Raw genomic sequence first — 19,396 nt, 5'->3', positions numbered from 1 at the left:
AACCTTTTAAGGACCTATAAGGTCGATGTTCTTAGGTACTTGCCTAGATACCTATCAAAGGACGAAACTTTTAAAGGAACGCAAGATTCGTTAAGCGAGGAACACGAAAAGCAACGCTTATTGATTATCGACATATGCAAGCAGTTGTTTGTTGAAACGGCTACTTGGGGACTTGATGATTGGGAGCGAGTGTACGGACTAGAAAATAATCGTAACTTATCCATAGACGATAGGCGCAACTATTTATTAATCAAAATTCAAGGCTCGCAAACAATCACCGAACGCAAGTTGCAAGAGTTTATTAACCTTGTATATCCTCCTGGTAGTGCAATCGTTAAAGAAAATACTGGACCGAATAGGTTTAGCGTTCTTCTTGATGTAGCCGACGCATTAGACGAGATACGAAATGTTATCGAAGTATACAAGCCGGCACATTTAACATACGCTATAGCACATGAATTTAACGCTAAAGGGCCGATTGCTGTTGTTGGTGCGGTAACTAATACCGAACATATTTACATCAAGCAAGAAAAATCGGATAGGTCGATTACAGCACGAGGAATTTATGCTTGCCCTGTTGGTGCGGTCGCTATTCGTAGCAATATTAATTTACACTATTAAGGAGTTGAACTATGAGTAATTACAATAAAATTATTCCAACCTTAGCCGGTAGCAATCTATTGGTTGAGTCAATCAAATCTAAAAAGCCGCTTATCTTTACTCGAATTGCATTAGGTGATGGCACGTTAACCGAAAGCGAAAACATCGAAAATTTAACAGCATTAAAGCACCCTATGGCGCAGAACTCTGTACAAGCGATTAACAGTCGAGGAAATGGTGAAATCGACGTTGTAGCGACTATTTCTAATACAAGTGTTACAAGCGGTTTTTATGCTCGTGAATTAGGTGTATTCGCTAAAGTTGGTGATACTGGCACGGAAAAGCTATTCGCTTATACGAATGCTGGTGCACAGGCAAGTTATACTCCGGCTGGTACATCTTTAGATGAAAAGTTGATTACTGTAACCTTTTATATCGGTAACGATGTTAATGTTCAAATCAACCTTAACAGCCAACTATACATCACGCAAGCTGCATTAGATGCACATAATTCAGCAACGAACGCACATCAAAACGCTTTTAATAAAAAGTTAGATGTTAGTTCTAACCAATATACAAAGACGCTCTCTAAACATAATCAAGGCTTGCAAGTAACAAAGGGCGATAACTCGCAAGAAATTATTAACTTTATTACTTCCAACTATAATGATAGCGACATTAATAAAGTACTTAACTTAGGTACTCTTAAAGGTCTTTTAGGCGAAGGTGCTATTGTTGCTTCTAAGTTAGACCGTGATAATGGGTATGTGAAATTCGCCAACGGCTTTATCCTTCAATGGGGCTTGACTTGGTTTTATGGCCAAAATACTTATGCCGATGTAACGTTACCTATTAGCTGTAACGTATTAATCGCAATGGCAACTGACGACCTAGCAAGTACAACAACAAGGGGCGATGAATTTTATATTTGTTGGAACAGTGGTTTTTCTAGTAATAACAGAAGTTCCATTCGTTTTTTGGCTAACCGTGGCAACGCTGGCAACTTCACATGGTTATGTATTGGCCGAGCATAAGGAGGTAAACTATGAACCAATATGTATTCGTACTTAATGAAATGGGCGAACGAATTACGTCCTTTGTTGATAATACAGTAACGCAAGAACAGTTGTTAGCGACTGCTAAACAAGAATGGCCGGATGCGACTAATTTTATTTACTCCGCAGACGGCGATAGTATGCTCGACGAGTTTATGCGAGGTAAATTATATGTAAATGGTGAGTTTGTAATTCCGCAACCAAAAGAGCCTACTAAGGCCGAAAAAATTGCCGAAATTAGAAATTATTACAACGGACGTTTTGAAACGCTAGAACAAATGGTATTAAGACGTCGATTGATTAACGGCGATATTGCTGACTTGCAAGAACAGTTTAAAAAGTTAAATCAAGAAATGTTATTAAAAATTAAGGCGGTGAAGTAATCATGGAAGCGTTCGAAATTAAAAGTGATGTTCCTGTTATGAAGTTCTGTGAGTTCTGCTATGCTACTTTGAGCGAAGATGGGACATGCCCTACAGAGGGCTGTATTCACAACGACCTTATGGAATTGGACGAGGTGAACGAAGATGAAACTACCAGTCCTACACAACTTTAAAGCCATTCAAGGTGAAGTCATTTCACTTAATATTGGTTATAACAATACTATTTCAAGCGATAATCTGTTCGCTTGTGTTCGTAAATTAGCACATGACGAAGAGTATAAAGCAAAGTTTAATATCGATGTATCTGAGGACGATTTAGAAGCTAATGAGCTTTGCAAAATCGCCCTTTCTTTAGATACAAATGGTTTAGAAGTTGGTAAATATCATTGGGACTTATTCTTATGGAGTGGCGACCACCCTATTAAATGTCTTGTGAAAGGACAGATTAATATAGTTGAAGGTATTAGTAATAGGGGGAAATAATGGACGAACTACACATTCGCGAAGATAAAGAAACAATTAATGTAAAGGACAATACCCAAATTATTAAATTACAAGGGCCGAAGGGTGAACCAGGGGAACAAGGTCCCCCTGGCCCTCCAGGACCTCCAGGCGAACCTGGTCGAAATGGCATTGATGGACTTAAAGGCGAACAAGGGTTGCAAGGTATTCAAGGTATTCAAGGACCACCTGGGCCTCCTGGTAAAGACGGAAAGTCATTTACTTATGACATGTTCACACAAGAACAATTAGAGGGTTTAAAAGGCCCTAGAGGTGAACAAGGACCACCTGGCGCTGGTGCTAATGTAGATTTATCGCCGTATGCAACTAAACAAGAAGCCGACAATCTGTATCTAAAAAAAGTGGATATAAGAAATTACCTTGCTATGCTAGGCGACCCCAAATATGCACTGAAAACAGAGTTAAGTAATTATTTATCTAACACAGATGCGATTAATAATTACGCTCAAAAGGGTTGGGCTACTCAAACATTCGCCTATAAGAACGATTTAGGCACTTTTATTAAAAAGAACGAGATTGCTCAATATGCGTTAACGCCTGGTGATGCTTCTACTCGTTACATTAATAAAATCGAAGGACAATCATTCGCTCAAAAATCTGAATTAAGTGATTATGTTAAGAAAGCCGAAATTAATCAATATACATCGGCTTCAAACGTACAACTCACCCCTGAACAGATTGAAAAGTTGAAAGGACCTAAAGGTGAACCTGGAACTCCTGGACAACGTGGAGCGGACGGCGAACGAGGACCGCAAGGGGTACCAGGACCGCCAGGACCTAAAGGTGAACCTTTTAAATATTCTGACTTCACTCAAGAACAACTTAACGCTCTAAAAGGCCCTAAAGGCGATAAAGGCGAGCCGTTCAAATATTCTGATTTTACGGCGGAACAATTACTAGCTTTAAGAGGACCTAAGGGCGACCCTGGAAGCGGTGGTGGACAAGCGACCTCACAACCAATCGAAATATATGAAGTTGTATGGGGAACGGCAAAAGCAGGTGAACGAGGTGCGGACAGAGGATATTTAGCATTCGACCCATTAACTGGTTGGGGGTACTTGCATTTTGACTTTGTATTAACTGCCCCTTCCGGTAATGGTAACGTAATCGCATCGCTTCCACCGAATTCTCCAGTTTCTGTACGACTAATAGAAAAAAGCGTTAATGTAAATAACAATAGTGTTTATGTTGAACGAAACAGCCGTATGATTAAGGCTTGGGGCGTACCAGCGAGCACACGTTATATTATTGATATTATAGGATTTTGGAGAAAGGCATAAAAAGAATGTGGACATGGCAGTTCGAGTTGAATGACATTTTAACAACGCTCTCTATAGTCGGTATTGTTGCCGGCTTAGGATATAAAGTGTTGGTTATTCCTTTGCTCGAAAAATTAGATTTGCAGAGAGTTCAAGATAATTTAGTCTTTCAAGAGAAATGGGGTGTATTGACAGATACACTTAAAGACCTAAAAGACGAGATTAAGTTATCGCGCGCAGAAAGAATTAAAGCAGAGGGAAAGCAAGTAATGTTAACTGCCAAAATAGAAGCGTTAGAAACTAGAGTTAATGACATTAGGGAGGAATTGCATGAACATACCACCAAATCTCATTAATACGGCAAAAAAAACAGTAAAAAACGTAAGAGTTGCGAATATTCATCCTACTGGCATATTCGCAACAAGGGCACTGGTATTAATTATGCTAGTGCCTATTTTATTAGTAGTAAGCGAATATATCATGATATTTATTCGTGGTTACGCTGACGACATGACAGTTAAGATTATTAATACTGGGATAAACATTATCGACCATATTTTTATTCCTAGCGTGTTAACTGCCCTTGTAGGGTTCTTGGCGCTATGGATAGACAAGGACGGTAATGGTATTCCGGACCAGTTAGAAAAGGAGGATAAAAAATGAAAGTATTTATTAACCCAGGACATGACATTAACTTAGATAGTGGAGCGGTTAACCCTAATACCGGTCGTCGTGAGTGCGATGTTGCTCGTGATGCCGGTAAATTGCTTATGCAGTATTTAGAAACCGCTGGGTGCGAAGTTAAAGTACTTCAAGATGATGATTTAGGCCTTGTATGTGAAACTTCTAACGAATGGGGAGCAGATATATTCGTATCGCTCCATTGTAACGCTTTTAACACGCAAGCTCGTGGCACGGAAACGCTTTACAAGTCCTTTAACGGCCAACGATTAGCAAATGATATTCAATCACAACTTATTCGCAGTATCGATACTGTAGACCGTGGCGTTAAAAAGCGTGATGATTTGTGGGTATTAAATGGAACTGACGCAACCGCAGTTCTTGTTGAAATGGCTTTTATTGACAACGATGATGATTTAGAAATGCTAAACAACGACCTTGATACGATTGTTCGTGCCATTGCTCGTGGCATTACTGATTACATGGGAGGGGTATAATGTATGTTCGCATTAGAAAACTTGCGGAAGGTTATCCTATGTTCATTCCTATTTTGTTGTTGCTTATTTGTCTTGCCGGTGTATGGTTCTTCGCCGACAGACGAAGTAATATTGACGAGAGCGGAATACAACGCTCTACAGTCGAAATTAACAACGCTAGACAATACAATAAGCAAGCAGTTGATGATAATCGACGAACTAGAACAGCAGTTGAACATAGCGAAACTCTCAACGACCGAGCAACAGACGGAGTTAATCGAAGTATTGAAATCACTGAACGAACAAAAGGCGCTATTAATCGAAGCGAAGAATACATTAATCAAGCAAGAAGTAACGCTATCAGCGCAAAGGGACTCATTGGCGAAAGCCGAAGCATACTTGAACATGCAGACAAACGAACTAAAGAAGGTAAAGGCGAAATATCGCAATAGTCAAATTTTAAATGCTATCTTAGGTGCTGGCCTTATATATGTAGCAGCAAAAGACTGAGAGGTGGTCCAATATCTCCCTAATCGTGCGAGGGTGGCGCATGAACTGGTATTGGTTACAACTGAATAAAAGTAATAGGGGTGCCGTAAAAAGCACCCCTTTATTTTTTTTTGCATTTTTTTGAAATTGGTGCTTGCCCTATTCTTGAATATGTTATATAATGTAATCAAGATAAAGGTACAGAGTTAATAAAGGAGATACCGAAATGATTAGAACTTGTAAACAATTAGAAAAAGCATTAAGAGAAGCTAATAACGACATGAAATTGTTTGTAGAAAAAACATGTGGAATGTATCGAGTTAGTTATGGTGGTTACCGATTATCTTGCTACACTTTAAAAGAATTAGTAAGAGAAATGACAAAAGAAACAGTTAAAATTAATTATGCGTTATGGTGCAAAGATGAAAGTAAAGCATCTATCTACATCAACGGAATTAAATAAGATAAAAGGAGAATAAAAATGAAAAAGATTAGAACTTGTAAAGATTTAAACAACGCATTAAAAGACGGTTTGCGTGTTAGACTTGGGGCAAGATGTGGAATGTGTACATACAAAGTTCACATCGAAGATATGAAAGGCGGTTTATGGGTAGAAGATACTAAATTAGTACGAGACCTAGTTATTAAATGCCGTGAACGTGGCTTGTTAAAATTTGGTTACTAAGTATCAAATTTTAACAAATTACCGCTTGCCTTAACCTTGATTATGATATATAATATAATCAAGGTTAAGGTATAAATTACTTAGGAGGATAACAAACATGAGAACATTAAATCAACTTAAAGCAAATTTGAAACCAGGTTGCTACTTATACAAAACAAGAGGCCGTGTAACAGGCGAAAGCATTTTTATTAAACAAGGTGGCAAAAACGTTTGTTATAAATGCGGTACAGTGAAATCTTTCATCGAAGAATGTATCAAAAGAGGTTTAGTTAAAGAGGCTTAATATGAGAACGCTAAAACAGTTAGAGGCCAATTTAAAAGAGGGTTATGAAATTGTAAATTTTGGTAGTGCAAGACCACATAGCTATAGGGTTTGGGTAGTAAAAGAAAAGAAGTTGATACTACCTAAAAGATTTACAGTATCATTTTTCATTCAAGAATGTATTGAAAAGGGCTTAGTAAAATAAGCCCTTAAAGGAGAAATTACAATGACACTAGATGAATTAAACAGCGTAATTATGCAACGAAACAGAAATGTAGCTATCGACAAACACAGAACATGCTATGAATGCTATAATATTCATACAAACAGACTTATAGCGAGTGCAACAACAATCGACGAACTAAAAGATATAATGGTTCGTATGGATATTATTTAGAGGTTAAGGAGGAGTAGCAATGAAGTATTTATTGAAATTAGGTAGAGGCGAAAACAAAGTAATTGAAGCGGATAACTTAGAAAAGTTGTTATACCTAGCAAGTTATGAATATTGTGATTATTACACAGTGCATGACGCTGGAGATATTAGCGACATGCTAAACTGGGATAACGGCGATGATAAAGCATTTACAGCTCGCATTCACCGCACAGTTAAAACGCTTAAACAAGGATATCATGTGGTGTTTGGTGATAAGACAGCAAAGTTTAAACCGAACGAATTAAACACTATCAGCGACGTTGAACGAATTATGAAACGTGCTGGTGCCAGTGGTTTTACAATCGAGAAAGTTGAAGGAGTGTGAGTTGATAATGATAAAAGTCATAGATTATAACAAAATGCCTAAAGTTATTGGTAAAGTTAATACATACAAGGAAGCGTGGGAGTTGATTGAAGAAAGGCAAGCACGGCTATCGCCGTGCGCTGGTAAATGGGATAAAGAAAGTTGGAACGAATGTAATATGCAAGATGAATATCCATCTTTTACTTGGCCTGACGGTGTTGATTATGTATGGGCGGCAGATTGGATACCAGTTCCAATTACTCATCCGAATGAATACACCGAGCAAAGCGTTCGTGAGTTGATAGATAAATTAGTATTGTATTACAGAGTAGAGGAAGTATAATGACAAGTAATAAAGGATGGGGCGGCGCTCGAAAGGGCGCCGGTGCTCCGGTAACAGTAGGCGACGAAGGCCGTCGCAAGGCTAGGGTGATTTCACTTAATGACAAAGAGTATGAAAAACTAAATGACACGGCAAAGAAGAACGCTGTCAGCGTATCGCAACTCATACGCGATACCTTTAAATTGTAGTTCGTCAAACAGTTCGTCAAAAACTCATTTTAAAACACGCAAAATAATTTAAAATTTAACGCTACAAGGTGTGTTTAAATATCTGATAGTACTAACTATTACAACTCTATTGAAAATCGCATACCGTTCAAAGTATAATTATAGTGTTAGGCATAGTCCATAACAATAATTGGAGGAAACTATGAACAATATAAAAACAACACTTTTGTTAGCTACGCTAACGGCCATTTTAGTGGTTATTGGTGATATGATTGGCGGCAGAAGCGGTATGATTATGATGTTTGTCATATCCATGGGTATGAATTTTATGTCTTATTGGTACAGCGATAAAATCGTTTTAGCCCAATACAATGCTCAACCTGTTACTGCACAGTCTAATCCAAAACTATATGCAATGGTAGAGAAATTGACTAAAAATGGTAATTTACCAATGCCAAAGGTTTATATCATTCCCAGTGAAGTACCGAATGCATTTGCAACAGGTAGAAATCCTAGTCATGCAGCAGTTGCTGTTACAGAAGGTATCCAACGTCTATTAACTGATGAAGAATTAGAAGGTGTGCTTGCACATGAATTAACACATGTTAAGAATCGAGATACATTGATTAGTACAATTGCAGCTATGATGGCTGGTGCTATTTCTATGATAGCCAATATACTTCAATTCACTGCCATATTTGGGCGCTCCGATGATCGAGAAGGCACTAACCCTTTGGCGCTTCTTGGTACGATCATTATTGCACCTATCGCAGCTGGTCTTATTCAGATGAGTATTTCCCGTACTCGTGAGTTTTTAGCTGATGAGGGAGGCGGAGATATGTGTCGCAACCCATTAGCACTGGCTTCTGCACTTGCAAAAATTGACTACTACTCTAAACATGGTGCATTGCCTAATGCAAGTAATGCTACAGCCCATATGTTTATTATTAACCCTATGATGGGAATTGGTGAAAGCTTGAGCAATCTTTTTAGTACACATCCTCGCACGGAAGAACGTATTCAAAAGTTAAAGAAACAAGCTATGAATCCAAAGTATAAAGAAAAGGTAATATTATAATTAGTATCTACTGGAGGGTATCATGCAAGAAACATTAGTTTTAATTAAACCAGATGCAGTTAAACGTCAATTAAGTGGTGAAATCCTTAGCCGTTATGAACGTAAAGGCCTTGTTATTAAATCATTAAAACTCTTACAAGTACCTCGTGAATTAGCGGAAGAACACTATGCAGAACATAAGGAAAAGCCATTCTTTGGTGAATTAGTTGATTTTATTACATCAGGCCCAGTTCTTGCTTTTGTGTTAGCTGGTGAGAACGCAATTGTATCCGTACGTGCTTTAAACGGAGCAACAAATCCTGTAGATGCTGCCCCTGGTAGTATTCGTGGTGACTATGCCCTAACAATGGATGCTAACGTAGTACATGCTTCTGATTCTCCAGAAGCTGCTGCTCGTGAAATTCATCTTTGGTTCCCTGAATACAAATAATCTCAAGGTTGGGATCATTTAGCTTTTATTTCTACATCCATGTATATCTATAGGAGGTAATCATATGGCAAGTAGTGTTTATACAAAAACAGGTGATGCTGGTACAACTGGTTTATACACGGGAGAACGTGTACAGAAATCATCTTTACGCGTAGAAGCTTATGGTACAATCGATGAATTACAAGCTTTTTTAGGATTGGCTCGCGCTTATGCTGAAAATCCACGTGTTGCTGCTGAATTATACGATATTGAGCGAAACTTATGGACATTAATGGCTGATATTGCAAGTTTAAATACTGCTCCGGTAATTACTGAGCAATATGTAAAGCATTTAGAAAAAGTTATTGATCGCTTTGATGCAAAGTTAGAACCTTTATCTAGTTTTGTCATTCCCGGTGAAAAACAATCTTCTGCTTATTTACATGTAGCTAGAACGATTACTCGACGTGCGGAACGCGCTTTATGGCGAGTATTAGACGCTGGTGAAAGTGTTCACGAATCTAATTTAAAATACTTAAATCGTCTATCCGACCTTTGCTTTATCTTGTGTCGTGTAGAGGAAGAACTTGGAGCTGAATAAACAAAAAAAGCTATGTATTTTACATAGCTTTTTGCTCGTTATAGACCTATTGTGAAATTGTTTGGTTTAAAACATCTTGAGGGCTAGGATAGTAAAAGAAGATATGAGGAATTTCATAACGGAATTTTTCTCTTAATAAATTGGCTAATGTTGTTTCAAAGTTTATAATTTTATCAGCGCCGAAATCAAAGTCTTCAACTAATACTAATAGTTGTGCTTCAACTTGCGGTGCATTTTCAGGTAAAGCTTCTGGTGGTAGAGGAACATTCACTACTACTCGTGCAGTACCAATATATTTACCTTGTCCGTCATCGATGGCAACACGATATGTATTATCCCATAGCGTAGCCATCATTTTTAGTTTCATATTCATAATTTCCATAGTATCGCTCCTTTGTTATACTTATAATGATACTGAAATTATAAATTCTTGTATAGGTGCATTATGAAATCACAAATTATATTGTGTTCCGGTGGGGCACGCAGTGGAAAAAGTGAATTTGCTGAACGTTTAGCATTGGCTACAAAGGGGCCAAAAGCTTATGTAGCTACGGGCCAAGCTTTTGATGAGGAAATGGTGGATCGCATCAAAAAACATCAAGAGCGACGAGGAAAAATATGGAATAATTTTGAAGTACCTTTACATTTAGCTGATGAATGGGAAAATATCAGTCAATCAGCAGATGTAATTCTTATAGATTGTTTAACCATGTTCACTACCAATCACATGATGGCTTATGGCTCCATTCGTGGTCAAGAAGATGCTAATAGATTAGAACAGACAATACTTTCAGAATTAGACACTTTATTAGACTCGATACAATCATGTGAAGGTAAAACAGTTATATTTGTGACCAATGAAATTGGGTTAGGTATTGTGCCGGATAATAAACTGGCTAGATATTTTAGAGATATTGCTGGTCGTGTGAATCGAGCAGTAGCTTCTGTTGCAGATAAACTCTATTTAACAATTAGTGGTGTTACCATTGAATTGAAATCACAGGAGGTTCATATAAATGGCTAAGAAAATCATGTTTCAAGGAACGAGTTCTAATGTAGGTAAAAGTATTCTTTGTACTGCATTATGCCGTATTTTTTATAGAAAAGGTTTTAAGACCGTTCCTTTTAAAGCACAAAATATGGCCCTCAATTCTTATGTGACAAAATGGGGCGATGAAATTGGCCGTGCTCAAGTCGCTCAAGCCGAAGCCGCTGGTATTGATCCAATTGTTCAAATGAATCCTGTGTTATTAAAACCTACAGGAAATCAATCGTCTCAAGTTGTATTGATGGGGAAACCTGTTGGCGTATATAGTGCCAAAGAATATCATACAAAATATTCACTAACCGCTTTAGATAAGGTTAAAGAATCTATTGATTTCTTAGACTCAAATTTTGATATGATGGTTATCGAAGGTGCCGGTAGTCCTGCAGAAGTTAACTTAAAAGCAAATGATATTGTAAATATGCGTATTGCCAAGATGACTCAAGCTCCAGTTTTTCTCATTGCAGATATTGACCGAGGTGGTGCTATTGCGTCCATTGTTGGTACCTTAGAATTATTAGAACCAGAAGAACGCGATCTTATTAAAGGTATCGTTATCAATAAATTCCGTGGTGATATCAAACTATTAGAACCAGCTCTTACATTTATTGAAGAAAAAACAGGTAAAAAAGTGGTAGGTGTTATTCCTGCCATTGAGAACCTCGATATTGATGAAGAAGATTCTGTTGCATTAGAGAACAAACGCAATAGTGGTACTAAAGATATTCAGGTCGTAGTTATGCAAACACCTAAAATCTCTAATTTTACAGACTTTGATGCACTTAATTATGAGCCAGATGTATCTGTCCGTTTTGTAGGCCCTGGAGATGTTATCGGTACGCCAGATTTAATTATATTACCTGGTTCTAAAAATACATTGGCTGACTTAACATATTTACGTGATACAGGCTTTGCTGATGAAATCAAAAAATTGGCTGCTCAAGGTACACCTATTATCGGTGTTTGTGGCGGTAACCAAATGTTAGGTAAAACTATTTATGATCCGCATCATATGGAAGGTGATATCGAGGAAATTGAAGGACTTGGCCTTGTTGAATCCTCCACGACTATGAAGGCTCAAAAAACTACCCATCAAGTACAATTCAATGTATCTAATTTACAGTTTTTAAATGGTACTTTCAGGGGTGAAAAATTAGTAGGCTATGAAATTCATATGGGGGATACTACGCCACTAGCAGATTCGGTGTCTCGTTGCTTTACAATTACAAGTCGCAGTGAAGAGGCTGTCAATGTTATTGATGGTTTTATTGATGGTAATCATCAAGTAATGGGTACATATATTCACGGTGTATTTGATAATGACGAGTTTAGACGTTTTATTATCAATCAATTACGTGAACGCAAGGGATTACAACCATTAGATGTAGTATTCCATTATTTTGACCATAAAAATGCGGCATATAATCGCTTAGCTGATATTGTGGAGGAACATCTAGATATGGATTATATTATGTCTACCTTGGGATAGTAGAGGAGATATATGGAACATTTAGCAATTTTTCACTGGTTTTCAAAGTATAACTTTGTGTGCATACCAGTTTTAGCATTTTTATTGGATTTAATTATTGGAGATCCCAATAGTAAATATCATCCAGTGGCCATTATTGGACGTATAATATCTTTTTTTGAAGCCGTTCTTTATAAAGACACTGATAATGATACGAAGAAATTGTGGTACGGTGGTATTGCAGTAGGTTTAATTCTTATATCGGTATATATCATAGTATCTTTATTGTTATGGCTAGGTGGAGTAGTAGACGAATGGGTATACTATGCTTTCGAAGTAGTGATCCTCTACATTGCCATTTCTCCACGTTCATTGGCTGGCGCAGGTTTTACCATTAGTCAGTTAATAAAACAAGGTAATATTGTAGATGCTCGCAAACGTTTATCATGGATTGTGGGACGAGATACGGAAGACTTAGATGAAAGCGAAATCACTCGGGCTACAGTAGAAACGATTGCGGAAAATACGGTAGATGGTATTATTGCACCTTTTTTCTTTTTTATTATCGGTGGCCCTATGGGGGCTATTCTTTATAGAACTGCTAATACTATGGATTCTATGTTAGGCTATAAGAATCAAAAGTACTTGTACTTTGGTCGCGTAGCTGCACGCTTTGATGACATATTAAATTGGATTCCTGCCCGAATTACCTTTGTATTATTTGTAATTTCTGCATTCTTTTTACGCTTTGATGCTAAAAAGGCAATAGAAATCGGTTTACGTGATGCAAAAAAACATCCTAGTCCTAATGGGGGGTATGCAGAAGCACCTGTGGCAGGGGCCTTACATATCCGTTTAGGTGGTTACAATCAGTATTTCAAAAAAATGACCTTCCGTGAATATATGGGGGATCCTATTGAAAAGCTAAACCGTAACCATATTACTCGAACAATTTATATGATGTATGTTACGACTATACTAATGGTTATCATTAGTACAGTCATTACCTATGGGATGAATGTATAATGACACCTTTTTTTATAGCACTACAATTTTTAACGCGTTTAAAAATTGTAAATCAAACTGAATGGTCTGTAGAGGACTTTGGTAAATCTGTTGTAGCCTTTCCTTATGTGGGCCTTATTATTGGTCTCATATTAGCTATATTATATGGCGTATTATCGCCATTTATTCCGATTATGCCATTGATGTTAATTATCGTTGTGGCTGAGTTTTTAATAACTGGTGGCCTTCATGCTGATGGTTTGATGGATACAAGCGATGGTTTGTTTTCCGGCCGTGAAAGAGAACGTAAACTAGAAATCATGAAAGATAGTCGTATAGGCTCCTTTGGAGTTGTTGCTTTTGTATTTGTTACACTTTTGAAATGGCAATTATTAGCTTCGATTCCATCGGCTGAATTTATACCTATGGCACTCATTATGATGCCTTTAATGAGCCGTTGGTCTATGGTTTTTAGTATTCGATCCTATCCATATGCTAGAGAACAGGGGATGGGGGCAGCATTTGCTAATTTAGCACCTAAACATGTTATTACTTATAACACCATATCTACGTTCTTTATGCCTATTCTATTACTATTAATCGGTTTAGTATTATATACACTTTTATATGGTGCTTATGCAATTTTATCAGCACCTGATGTAGGATATTTGGTAGGATTAGGTGTGTTAGTATATGCTACTATAGGTATTTTCCAAATCAATATTGTTAGCATGATTATTACGTATATTATTAACCGATTATTAAACCGCTATATTGTAAAAGCGTTAGGTGGCACTACTGGTGATACATATGGATTTGTTGTGGAAGTAACTGAAGTATTATTGATACTGGTATATAGCATAATTTTATCTATACTATCAGCTACGGTAGTTAATAATCCAACTATGTTCTAACTCTAAATTTTTGATTTTCAAAGTTTTAATATTTTTAGAACGTATACTTTATTTGATGTGAAAGGAGTTTAATGTGACCTATTATGTAAGAGCCCCAGGTACATGTGGGGAATTTCTACAAGGTTCTATTGATGGTCAGTCATTTTTAGTGACATGTCCAATTAATCGATACTCCTACGCATTGAGTAATGTAATACAACCTTTTTCTAAAGAATTTTGTGCACTTCAACCAAAATCGGCACAAGCTCGTAAATTAGTACAAGAGTTGGTCCAAGAAAAAAAGAAAAATCAAATTTGCCCGCCTGTGTATGTAAGATCCGATATTCTACAAGGAAAAGGCATGGCTTCAAGTTCGGCAGATATTTCTGTAACAGCTATGGCTACAGCTTTGGCCATGGACTATGATTTATCATTAAAAGAACTTGAGCAAATTTGTCTATCTGTAGAGCCTACAGATGCCTCTTTTTATCAAGGTGTAACTCAGTTTGATTATATTAAAGGGACTATCTCTAAGCCATTAGGTATGTGCCCACCTTTAAAAATCCTCGTTTTTGACGAAGGCGGTAGCATTGATACAGTTAGCTTTAATAAACAAGCAGATTTACAAAATAAAATTTTAGAAAAAGAATCTATTATACAAGAATCCTTTGATTTGTTTAAACAGGGGCTTACAACGCATGATATAAAGCTTATTGGCCAAGCTGCTACATTGAGTGCCTTTGGCAATCAGCGTATTTTATATAAACCTAATTTATATGACTTTCACGATGTAGGTAATTCTTATAATAGTGTAGGAACAATCATCGCTCATAGCGGAACCATTATGGGACTATTATTCCCCGTTGATTATGGTCGTATTAATGATTGTAAGAATGAGATTTTGCGTAAGTTGCCACAATTAACCTATGTAGATACGGTTGAAACTACGAATGAAGGATTAACTTATATCAAACGATAAAGTATTTCATAGAAAGAGAATAGTATGTCTAAAATACATGGGGGCAATATCTTTCAGTTTGCCCATGAACAACGAATTGAACCATATGAGGTTATTGACTTTAGTGCTAATATCAATCCACTAGGCCCTAGCCAACGAGGCTTATCTGCATTAGAATCTCAATTGCGATATATATCACATTATCCGGATGCTACAAATGATGATATATTAAATGCCATTGCTGATATCTATGGTATGAATAAAAATCAAATTGTAGTTGGCAATGGAGCGGCAGAGCTATTATATGCAATTTGTCGGTTACCTGGCTATACGGGCGCTTTTGTTCCCGCACCAGGTTTTTCTGAATATAAAGCAGCTTTAGAAGCAAGTAGAATTCCAGTACGCGATATTTATTATAGACCACGGGAAGATGAACATGGAAAACCTTATTTTGAGGTTCCTTATTTAGCATTAGAAACTTTTGCAGCTGAGTTAAAGGGGCAAGATGGTCGTATTATTGTATTTCTAGGTAATCCCAATAATCCAGATGGTACGTTACTTGATAAGAATCATATTCGTACTATTGCAAGCATGCTGAAAGATGCTAATAGTTTACTTGTTATAGATGAGTCCTTTATCGATTTTGTTGGTAACGACACATTACAAGATAATGAATACTCCATGCGCTCCCTAGTTAACGAGTTTGATAATATTATCGTGGTTCATTCTTTTACAAAATTCTATGCCGTGCCAGGGCTACGAATTGGTGCTGCTTTCAGCAATCCTCTTATCATTGAGCAACTAAATAGTTTTATTCCAACTTGGTCTGTTAATACATTAGCTCAATCCTATACAGAGGCGGCTTTGAATGATGTAGAGTATGTGAAACGAACAAAACAAGTATTACATGAAGAGCAACTTTTTATGTATAACTCATTAGATACTATAGATGGTATTACTATATATCCGCCTTCAGCTAATTTTATGTTGTTCCACATTGAACAAGAAGGAATAACAGCAGAGTCGATTAATGAAGCGCTTAAAAAATATAATATGATTGTTCGCAACTGTGATTCTTATATGGGATTAAATAATCAATGGGTTCGCGTTGCAATAAAAGATCATGATACTAATGTTAAGTTAGTAGAAAAATTAACAGATATTTTGAAAGTATAGGAAGACTATGAAGACATTGTATATTGTGCGCCATGGTGAAACTGATTGGAACAAAATGGGAAAATACCAAGGCATCACAGATGTTCCACTTAATGAAAATGGTTTAAATCAAGCAAAGGCATGTGGTCAGGTTCTTAAAGATGTTAAATTTGATCGCATATTATCTAGTGATTTGAGTCGTGCTTTAGTTACAGCTGAAGTCATTCGCGGTGAACGTACTACTCCTATTACAGTAGATAAACGCTTACGAGAACTTAATTTTGGCGATTGGGAAGCTATGTTATTTTCAGATATCGAAGATCGTTGGCCTGGTTTGATAGATGAAATGTATTTGCGACCACATCTAGTTAAGGTTCCTAATGGTGAAAGCTTTAAGAATTTACAAGACCGTGCATGGGCAGGTCTAGAGGAATTCATCAATGTTAATAATGAGGAGGAAACACTTCTCATTGCTTGTCATGGTGGGACTATACGAACATTATTGTGTAAATTATTAGATATTTCCATTAGTCATTGTTGGAATTTTAGTCAAGGTAATACAGCAATTAATCGTATATTCTATAATGGCATGGGAGAATTTGATCATAATATTTTAAACTTGCTCAATGATACAGCACACGTAGATGTATTACAAGGTCATGCATAATGCGACTAGATAAATTATTAGCCAATAAAGCTTATGGTAGTCGAAAAGAAGTCCATCAAATCATAAAGGATAGAAGGGTTACCATCAATGGTAGTATAACAACGAAAAAAGATACTCACATTGATATTGATGTTGATATAGTTGCTGTTGATGGTAAGGTTGTTAGTACTACTCAACTATATTATGTAAAATTTCATAAGCCAAAGGGCTATGTTACAGCGGTAGAAGATTCTAATCACCCTGTTGTTATGGATTTACTCCCTCCAGAATTCATAAAAATGGGAGTTGTTCCAGTAGGCAGATTAGACAAGGATACAGAAGGACTTTTATTATTAACTAATGATGGTATGTGGGGACATTCTATCATCAATGGTAATAAACATGTGCCTAAGATTTATTACGTAGAATTTGAAGGAACGCTATCTGATGAAGGTATACAACGTATTAAAAAGGGAATTCTTCTTGGAGATGGTACGCAATGTAAACCGGCAGAAATTGAATATGTATCGTTACATTCAGTACATGTAACGATTGAAGAAGGCAAGTATCATCAAGTTAAGCGCATGATTGGTGCTGCAGGTGGTACTGTAACATATTTGAAACGTCTTACGATTGGTCATATTGATTTAAGTGGCATTGAAGAGGTTGGTTCTGCAATGGAATTGACCGTTGAACAGATAGAGGGCTTTAAAAAATAGCATAAAATTCTATTCAATATAGGCATTTTATGGTAAGATTAATTGTACTTTATAGACTAGGAGCAAGATTATGAATGGATTAAATCTGCTACAACAGTATATTAAAGAGCAAGAATTAACAGGCGTCATTTTAATAAGCCCTATAAATTTACATTATTTTGCAGGCTTTACTGGTACTACAGGCTTTGCTATCATTACTCAAGATAAAGCCTTTATGATTACTGATTTCAGATATACTGAACAAGCAACAAAACAATGTGAAGGGTACACAGTGATTCAATATGAAACAACTGTTATGGATACTCTTGTAGATATATTCAATGAATATCATATTCACGAAGGTTTATTCGGTATAGAAGGCAAACAAATGCCTGTGGATACGTATGAAACTTTATGTGATACATTAGATGAATGCTTTAATTTTACATCTATCAATTTTGCAAAACTACGTGCGGTTAAGCGTGAAGACGAATTAGACTTATTGCGTAAAGCTGCTAAAATTGGTGATGATGCTTTTGCTGCCTTGCTACCACAACTAAAGGTAGGGATGACAGAAAACGAAGCGCGCATTATATTAGAATCAGAAATGTTAAAACGTGGATCAGAGGAACCTTCCTTTGCAACCATTGTTGCTTCTGGTAATCGTTCTAGTATGCCTCATGGTGTAGCCAGTGATAAGGTCATTGAAGCAGGTGATTTTGTTACCTTTGACTTTGGTGCAGTATATAAGGGTTATCATTCTGATATGACTAGAACTATTGTAATGGGGGCTGCCTCTGAATTACAAAAGAAGCTGTATGGTATAGTTTTAGAAGCACAAAAACGTGGCGTAGCTGCAGTTCGGGCTGGTATTACTGGTAAAGAACTTGATGCAGTTTGTCGTGATTATATTAAAGAACATGGATATACCAAGGAATTTAATCATGGTACTGGACATGGCGTAGGTCTTGAGATTCACGAAGAACCAGTAGCCAATACTAAATCCGATACGGTATTTACAGAAAATATGATCATTACGGTAGAACCTGGCATTTATATAACAGGTACTATCGGATTGAGAATAGAGGATAGTGTCATCGTCAAATCTGACGGCTATGAGGTGTTGACACATAGTCCAAAAGAGTTAATTGAAATAGGTATTTAGAAGGAGAAGAGTTAGATGATTTCCAGTAATGATTTTCGTCCAGGTGTAACCGTTGAAATTGACGGTAATGTATGGCAAGTAGTTGATTTCCAACACGTTAAACCAGGTAAAGGTGCTGCATTCGTACGTACTAAAATGAAAAACTTGCAAACTGGTTCTGTAGTTGAGCGTACATTTAATGCAGGTGAAAAAGTGCCTAAAGCACATGTTGATCGTCGTCGTATGCAATACTTATATGAATCTGATGGCTCTTATACATTCATGGATAACGAAACTTATGATCAAGTTGAACTTACCCTTGAACAATTAGGTGATGCTAAAAACTTCCTTCTTGAAAATATGGAAGTATCCATCATGTTCTTCCAAGGTATCGTAATCGGTATCGATTTACCTGTAGCTGTTGAACTTCGTGTAGTTGAAACAGATCCTGGCATCCGTGGTGATACTGCAACTGGTGGTAATAAACCAGCCGTATTAGAAACAGGCTATACTGTAAAAGTACCTCTCTTCATTGAAGTAGATGATGTACTTCGTATTGATACCCGTACAGGACAATACATCGAACGTGCCTAATACTCATTGATATGTATTGGGGCAAGATCTTTTCAAGGAA

At 36.9% G+C, this 19,396-nt stretch carries 31 protein-coding genes; 30 read left to right on the top strand and 1 reads right to left on the bottom strand.

All coding sequences use genetic code 11. From position 1 onward, the window contains the following. Positions 1-39 precede the first annotated feature (39 nt). The 20 genes from E6X37_RS02395 to E6X37_RS02300 all read left to right on the top strand — a co-directional run bounded on the left by E6X37_RS02395 (position 40) and on the right by E6X37_RS02300 (position 9,750). The gene (locus E6X37_RS02395; RefSeq protein WP_316689438.1) at positions 40-621 is read left to right on the top strand and encodes a putative phage tail protein; all 582 of its coding nucleotides are present in this window, start codon (positions 40-42) and stop codon (positions 619-621) included. A gap of 11 nt (positions 622-632) precedes the next feature. Beyond that, positions 633-1,634 (top strand): phage tail-collar fiber domain-containing protein, encoded by a 1,002-nt coding sequence (locus E6X37_RS02390; protein ID WP_316689435.1) that lies wholly within the window; start codon positions 633-635, stop codon positions 1,632-1,634. A gap of 11 nt (positions 1,635-1,645) precedes the next feature. Further along, complete coding sequence (locus E6X37_RS02385; protein ID WP_316689433.1) at positions 1,646-2,038, top strand: hypothetical protein; 393 nt, start codon at positions 1,646-1,648, stop codon at positions 2,036-2,038. A 2-nt stretch (positions 2,039-2,040) separates the two neighbouring features. Continuing rightward, the gene (locus E6X37_RS02380) at positions 2,041-2,211 is read left to right on the top strand and encodes a hypothetical protein (protein WP_316689431.1); all 171 of its coding nucleotides are present in this window, start codon (positions 2,041-2,043) and stop codon (positions 2,209-2,211) included. Next, the gene (locus E6X37_RS02375; RefSeq protein ID WP_316689429.1) at positions 2,183-2,521 is read left to right on the top strand and encodes a hypothetical protein; all 339 of its coding nucleotides are present in this window, start codon (positions 2,183-2,185) and stop codon (positions 2,519-2,521) included. The genes E6X37_RS02380 and E6X37_RS02375 overlap by 29 nt, the downstream gene beginning before the upstream one ends. Beyond that, positions 2,521-3,840 carry a hypothetical protein gene (locus E6X37_RS02370; protein ID WP_316689427.1) on the top strand — a complete coding sequence of 440 codons (1,320 nt, stop codon included), beginning with the start codon at positions 2,521-2,523 and terminating at the stop codon, positions 3,838-3,840. Before E6X37_RS02375 ends, E6X37_RS02370 begins: the two co-directional genes overlap by 1 nt. Positions 3,841-3,845: 5 nt before the next feature. Continuing rightward, a complete protein-coding gene (locus E6X37_RS02365) occupies positions 3,846-4,175 on the top strand; it encodes a hypothetical protein (protein ID WP_316689425.1) in 330 nt (109 codons plus the stop codon). Beyond that, positions 4,150-4,482: a hypothetical protein gene (locus tag E6X37_RS02360; RefSeq protein ID WP_316689424.1), complete on the top strand. Its 333-nt coding sequence runs from the start codon at positions 4,150-4,152 to the stop codon at positions 4,480-4,482. The genes E6X37_RS02365 and E6X37_RS02360 overlap by 26 nt, the downstream gene beginning before the upstream one ends. Then, positions 4,479-4,997 (top strand): N-acetylmuramoyl-L-alanine amidase family protein, encoded by a 519-nt coding sequence (locus E6X37_RS02355; protein WP_316689423.1) that lies wholly within the window; start codon positions 4,479-4,481, stop codon positions 4,995-4,997. Before E6X37_RS02360 ends, E6X37_RS02355 begins: the two co-directional genes overlap by 4 nt. Next, positions 4,997-5,428 (top strand): hypothetical protein, encoded by a 432-nt coding sequence (locus E6X37_RS02350; RefSeq protein WP_316689422.1) that lies wholly within the window; start codon positions 4,997-4,999, stop codon positions 5,426-5,428. Before E6X37_RS02355 ends, E6X37_RS02350 begins: the two co-directional genes overlap by 1 nt. Positions 5,429-5,691: 263 nt before the next feature. After that, on the top strand, positions 5,692-5,928 hold the full coding sequence (locus E6X37_RS02345; RefSeq protein WP_316689421.1) for a hypothetical protein: 237 nt from the start codon (positions 5,692-5,694) through the stop codon (positions 5,926-5,928). Positions 5,929-5,946: 18 nt separating this feature from the next. Continuing rightward, a complete protein-coding gene (locus tag E6X37_RS02340) occupies positions 5,947-6,150 on the top strand; it encodes a hypothetical protein (RefSeq protein ID WP_316689420.1) in 204 nt (67 codons plus the stop codon). A gap of 97 nt (positions 6,151-6,247) precedes the next feature. After that, positions 6,248-6,433, top strand: coding sequence for a hypothetical protein (locus tag E6X37_RS02335; RefSeq protein WP_285364048.1), 186 nt, complete (start codon positions 6,248-6,250; stop codon positions 6,431-6,433). Between the two features lies 1 nt (position 6,434). Further along, positions 6,435-6,617: a hypothetical protein gene (locus E6X37_RS02330; protein WP_316689419.1), complete on the top strand. Its 183-nt coding sequence runs from the start codon at positions 6,435-6,437 to the stop codon at positions 6,615-6,617. 223 nt (positions 6,618-6,840) lie between these two features. Next, the gene (locus tag E6X37_RS02325; RefSeq protein ID WP_316689418.1) at positions 6,841-7,173 is read left to right on the top strand and encodes a hypothetical protein; all 333 of its coding nucleotides are present in this window, start codon (positions 6,841-6,843) and stop codon (positions 7,171-7,173) included. Between the two features lie 7 nt (positions 7,174-7,180). Continuing rightward, positions 7,181-7,495, top strand: coding sequence for a hypothetical protein (locus tag E6X37_RS02320; RefSeq protein WP_316689417.1), 315 nt, complete (start codon positions 7,181-7,183; stop codon positions 7,493-7,495). Then, a complete protein-coding gene (locus E6X37_RS02315; protein WP_316689416.1) occupies positions 7,495-7,683 on the top strand; it encodes a ribbon-helix-helix domain-containing protein in 189 nt (62 codons plus the stop codon). The genes E6X37_RS02320 and E6X37_RS02315 overlap by 1 nt, the downstream gene beginning before the upstream one ends. A gap of 181 nt (positions 7,684-7,864) precedes the next feature. Further along, on the top strand, positions 7,865-8,740 hold the full coding sequence (htpX, locus tag E6X37_RS02310; RefSeq protein ID WP_004695776.1) for a zinc metalloprotease HtpX: 876 nt from the start codon (positions 7,865-7,867) through the stop codon (positions 8,738-8,740). A 22-nt stretch (positions 8,741-8,762) separates the two neighbouring features. Next, positions 8,763-9,170, top strand: coding sequence for a nucleoside-diphosphate kinase (ndk, locus tag E6X37_RS02305; RefSeq protein WP_038125354.1), 408 nt, complete (start codon positions 8,763-8,765; stop codon positions 9,168-9,170). Positions 9,171-9,234: 64 nt separating this feature from the next. Continuing rightward, positions 9,235-9,750 carry a cob(I)yrinic acid a,c-diamide adenosyltransferase gene (locus E6X37_RS02300; RefSeq protein WP_004695779.1) on the top strand — a complete coding sequence of 172 codons (516 nt, stop codon included), beginning with the start codon at positions 9,235-9,237 and terminating at the stop codon, positions 9,748-9,750. A 46-nt stretch (positions 9,751-9,796) separates the two neighbouring features. On the opposite strand, the gene E6X37_RS02295 is transcribed toward E6X37_RS02300, so the two are convergent. Continuing rightward, positions 9,797-10,132 carry a hypothetical protein gene (locus E6X37_RS02295; RefSeq protein ID WP_004695781.1) on the bottom strand — a complete coding sequence of 112 codons (336 nt, stop codon included), beginning with the start codon at positions 10,130-10,132 and terminating at the stop codon, positions 9,797-9,799. A gap of 63 nt (positions 10,133-10,195) precedes the next feature. On the opposite strand from E6X37_RS02295, the gene cobU reads away from it, so the two are divergent. The 10 genes from cobU to efp all read left to right on the top strand — a co-directional run bounded on the left by cobU (position 10,196) and on the right by efp (position 19,356). Then, entirely contained in the window at positions 10,196-10,774 is a 579-nt protein-coding gene (gene cobU, locus E6X37_RS02290) for a bifunctional adenosylcobinamide kinase/adenosylcobinamide-phosphate guanylyltransferase (RefSeq protein WP_004695782.1), read from the top strand. Then, the gene (locus E6X37_RS02285) at positions 10,767-12,284 is read left to right on the top strand and encodes a cobyric acid synthase (protein ID WP_004695784.1); all 1,518 of its coding nucleotides are present in this window, start codon (positions 10,767-10,769) and stop codon (positions 12,282-12,284) included. Before cobU ends, E6X37_RS02285 begins: the two co-directional genes overlap by 8 nt. 12 nt (positions 12,285-12,296) lie before the next feature. Further along, positions 12,297-13,289, top strand: a complete 993-nt coding sequence (gene cbiB, locus E6X37_RS02280) for an adenosylcobinamide-phosphate synthase CbiB (RefSeq protein ID WP_004695785.1) — start codon at positions 12,297-12,299, stop codon at positions 13,287-13,289. After that, positions 13,289-14,182: an adenosylcobinamide-GDP ribazoletransferase gene (gene cobS / locus E6X37_RS02275; protein WP_004695787.1), complete on the top strand. Its 894-nt coding sequence runs from the start codon at positions 13,289-13,291 to the stop codon at positions 14,180-14,182. Before cbiB ends, cobS begins: the two co-directional genes overlap by 1 nt. Positions 14,183-14,255: 73 nt before the next feature. Then, positions 14,256-15,140, top strand: a complete 885-nt coding sequence (locus E6X37_RS02270; protein WP_021148137.1) for a GHMP family kinase ATP-binding protein — start codon at positions 14,256-14,258, stop codon at positions 15,138-15,140. Positions 15,141-15,164: 24 nt separating this feature from the next. Beyond that, positions 15,165-16,295 carry a pyridoxal phosphate-dependent aminotransferase gene (locus E6X37_RS02265; protein ID WP_021148138.1) on the top strand — a complete coding sequence of 377 codons (1,131 nt, stop codon included), beginning with the start codon at positions 15,165-15,167 and terminating at the stop codon, positions 16,293-16,295. Positions 16,296-16,302: 7 nt separating this feature from the next. Then, entirely contained in the window at positions 16,303-16,941 is a 639-nt protein-coding gene (cobC, locus tag E6X37_RS02260; RefSeq protein WP_316584082.1) for an alpha-ribazole phosphatase, read from the top strand. After that, a complete protein-coding gene (locus tag E6X37_RS02255; protein ID WP_287528589.1) occupies positions 16,941-17,639 on the top strand; it encodes a pseudouridine synthase in 699 nt (232 codons plus the stop codon). Before cobC ends, E6X37_RS02255 begins: the two co-directional genes overlap by 1 nt. A 70-nt stretch (positions 17,640-17,709) precedes the next feature. Continuing rightward, the gene (locus E6X37_RS02250; RefSeq protein ID WP_205112414.1) at positions 17,710-18,783 is read left to right on the top strand and encodes a M24 family metallopeptidase; all 1,074 of its coding nucleotides are present in this window, start codon (positions 17,710-17,712) and stop codon (positions 18,781-18,783) included. Between the two features lie 15 nt (positions 18,784-18,798). Then, complete coding sequence (gene efp / locus E6X37_RS02245; RefSeq protein ID WP_004695799.1) at positions 18,799-19,356, top strand: elongation factor P; 558 nt, start codon at positions 18,799-18,801, stop codon at positions 19,354-19,356. Positions 19,357-19,396: the final 40 nt, after the last annotated feature.

Origin of the sequence: Veillonella parvula (assembly GCF_032550495.1) — a bacterium.
Lineage (GTDB): Bacteria > Bacillota > Negativicutes > Veillonellales > Veillonellaceae > Veillonella > Veillonella parvula_G.
This window is presented reverse-complemented; position numbering and strand designations above follow the sequence as displayed.

What these genes read in the sequence shown, in the direction of transcription:
- E6X37_RS02390 (WP_316689435.1), top strand. Translation starts at nt 633, where the DNA reads ATGAGTAATTACAATAAAATTATTCCAACCTTAGCCGGTAGCAATCTA.
- E6X37_RS02385 (WP_316689433.1), top strand. Translation starts at nt 1,646, where the DNA reads ATGAACCAATATGTATTCGTACTTAATGAAATGGGCGAACGAATTACG.
- E6X37_RS02380 (WP_316689431.1), top strand. Translation starts at nt 2,041, where the DNA reads ATGGAAGCGTTCGAAATTAAAAGTGATGTTCCTGTTATGAAGTTCTGT.
- E6X37_RS02375 (WP_316689429.1), top strand. Translation starts at nt 2,183, where the DNA reads ATGAAACTACCAGTCCTACACAACTTTAAAGCCATTCAAGGTGAAGTC.
- E6X37_RS02370 (WP_316689427.1), top strand. Translation starts at nt 2,521, where the DNA reads ATGGACGAACTACACATTCGCGAAGATAAAGAAACAATTAATGTAAAG.
- E6X37_RS02365 (WP_316689425.1), top strand. Translation starts at nt 3,846, where the DNA reads ATGTGGACATGGCAGTTCGAGTTGAATGACATTTTAACAACGCTCTCT.
- E6X37_RS02360 (WP_316689424.1), top strand. Translation starts at nt 4,150, where the DNA reads ATGAACATACCACCAAATCTCATTAATACGGCAAAAAAAACAGTAAAA.
- E6X37_RS02355 (WP_316689423.1), top strand. Translation starts at nt 4,479, where the DNA reads ATGAAAGTATTTATTAACCCAGGACATGACATTAACTTAGATAGTGGA.
- E6X37_RS02350 (WP_316689422.1), top strand. Translation starts at nt 4,997, where the DNA reads ATGTATGTTCGCATTAGAAAACTTGCGGAAGGTTATCCTATGTTCATT.
- E6X37_RS02345 (WP_316689421.1), top strand. Translation starts at nt 5,692, where the DNA reads ATGATTAGAACTTGTAAACAATTAGAAAAAGCATTAAGAGAAGCTAAT.
- E6X37_RS02340 (WP_316689420.1), top strand. Translation starts at nt 5,947, where the DNA reads ATGAAAAAGATTAGAACTTGTAAAGATTTAAACAACGCATTAAAAGAC.
- E6X37_RS02335 (WP_285364048.1), top strand. Translation starts at nt 6,248, where the DNA reads ATGAGAACATTAAATCAACTTAAAGCAAATTTGAAACCAGGTTGCTAC.
- E6X37_RS02330 (WP_316689419.1), top strand. Translation starts at nt 6,435, where the DNA reads ATGAGAACGCTAAAACAGTTAGAGGCCAATTTAAAAGAGGGTTATGAA.
- E6X37_RS02320 (WP_316689417.1), top strand. Translation starts at nt 7,181, where the DNA reads ATGATAAAAGTCATAGATTATAACAAAATGCCTAAAGTTATTGGTAAA.
- E6X37_RS02315 (WP_316689416.1), top strand. Translation starts at nt 7,495, where the DNA reads ATGACAAGTAATAAAGGATGGGGCGGCGCTCGAAAGGGCGCCGGTGCT.
- htpX (WP_004695776.1), top strand. Translation starts at nt 7,865, where the DNA reads ATGAACAATATAAAAACAACACTTTTGTTAGCTACGCTAACGGCCATT.
- ndk (WP_038125354.1), top strand. Translation starts at nt 8,763, where the DNA reads ATGCAAGAAACATTAGTTTTAATTAAACCAGATGCAGTTAAACGTCAA.
- E6X37_RS02300 (WP_004695779.1), top strand. Translation starts at nt 9,235, where the DNA reads ATGGCAAGTAGTGTTTATACAAAAACAGGTGATGCTGGTACAACTGGT.
- E6X37_RS02295 (WP_004695781.1), bottom strand. Translation starts at nt 10,132, where the DNA reads ATGGAAATTATGAATATGAAACTAAAAATGATGGCTACGCTATGGGAT.
- cobU (WP_004695782.1), top strand. Translation starts at nt 10,196, where the DNA reads ATGAAATCACAAATTATATTGTGTTCCGGTGGGGCACGCAGTGGAAAA.
- E6X37_RS02285 (WP_004695784.1), top strand. Translation starts at nt 10,767, where the DNA reads ATGGCTAAGAAAATCATGTTTCAAGGAACGAGTTCTAATGTAGGTAAA.
- cbiB (WP_004695785.1), top strand. Translation starts at nt 12,297, where the DNA reads ATGGAACATTTAGCAATTTTTCACTGGTTTTCAAAGTATAACTTTGTG.
- cobS (WP_004695787.1), top strand. Translation starts at nt 13,289, where the DNA reads ATGACACCTTTTTTTATAGCACTACAATTTTTAACGCGTTTAAAAATT.
- E6X37_RS02265 (WP_021148138.1), top strand. Translation starts at nt 15,165, where the DNA reads ATGTCTAAAATACATGGGGGCAATATCTTTCAGTTTGCCCATGAACAA.
- cobC (WP_316584082.1), top strand. Translation starts at nt 16,303, where the DNA reads ATGAAGACATTGTATATTGTGCGCCATGGTGAAACTGATTGGAACAAA.
- E6X37_RS02255 (WP_287528589.1), top strand. Translation starts at nt 16,941, where the DNA reads ATGCGACTAGATAAATTATTAGCCAATAAAGCTTATGGTAGTCGAAAA.
- E6X37_RS02250 (WP_205112414.1), top strand. Translation starts at nt 17,710, where the DNA reads ATGAATGGATTAAATCTGCTACAACAGTATATTAAAGAGCAAGAATTA.
- efp (WP_004695799.1), top strand. Translation starts at nt 18,799, where the DNA reads ATGATTTCCAGTAATGATTTTCGTCCAGGTGTAACCGTTGAAATTGAC.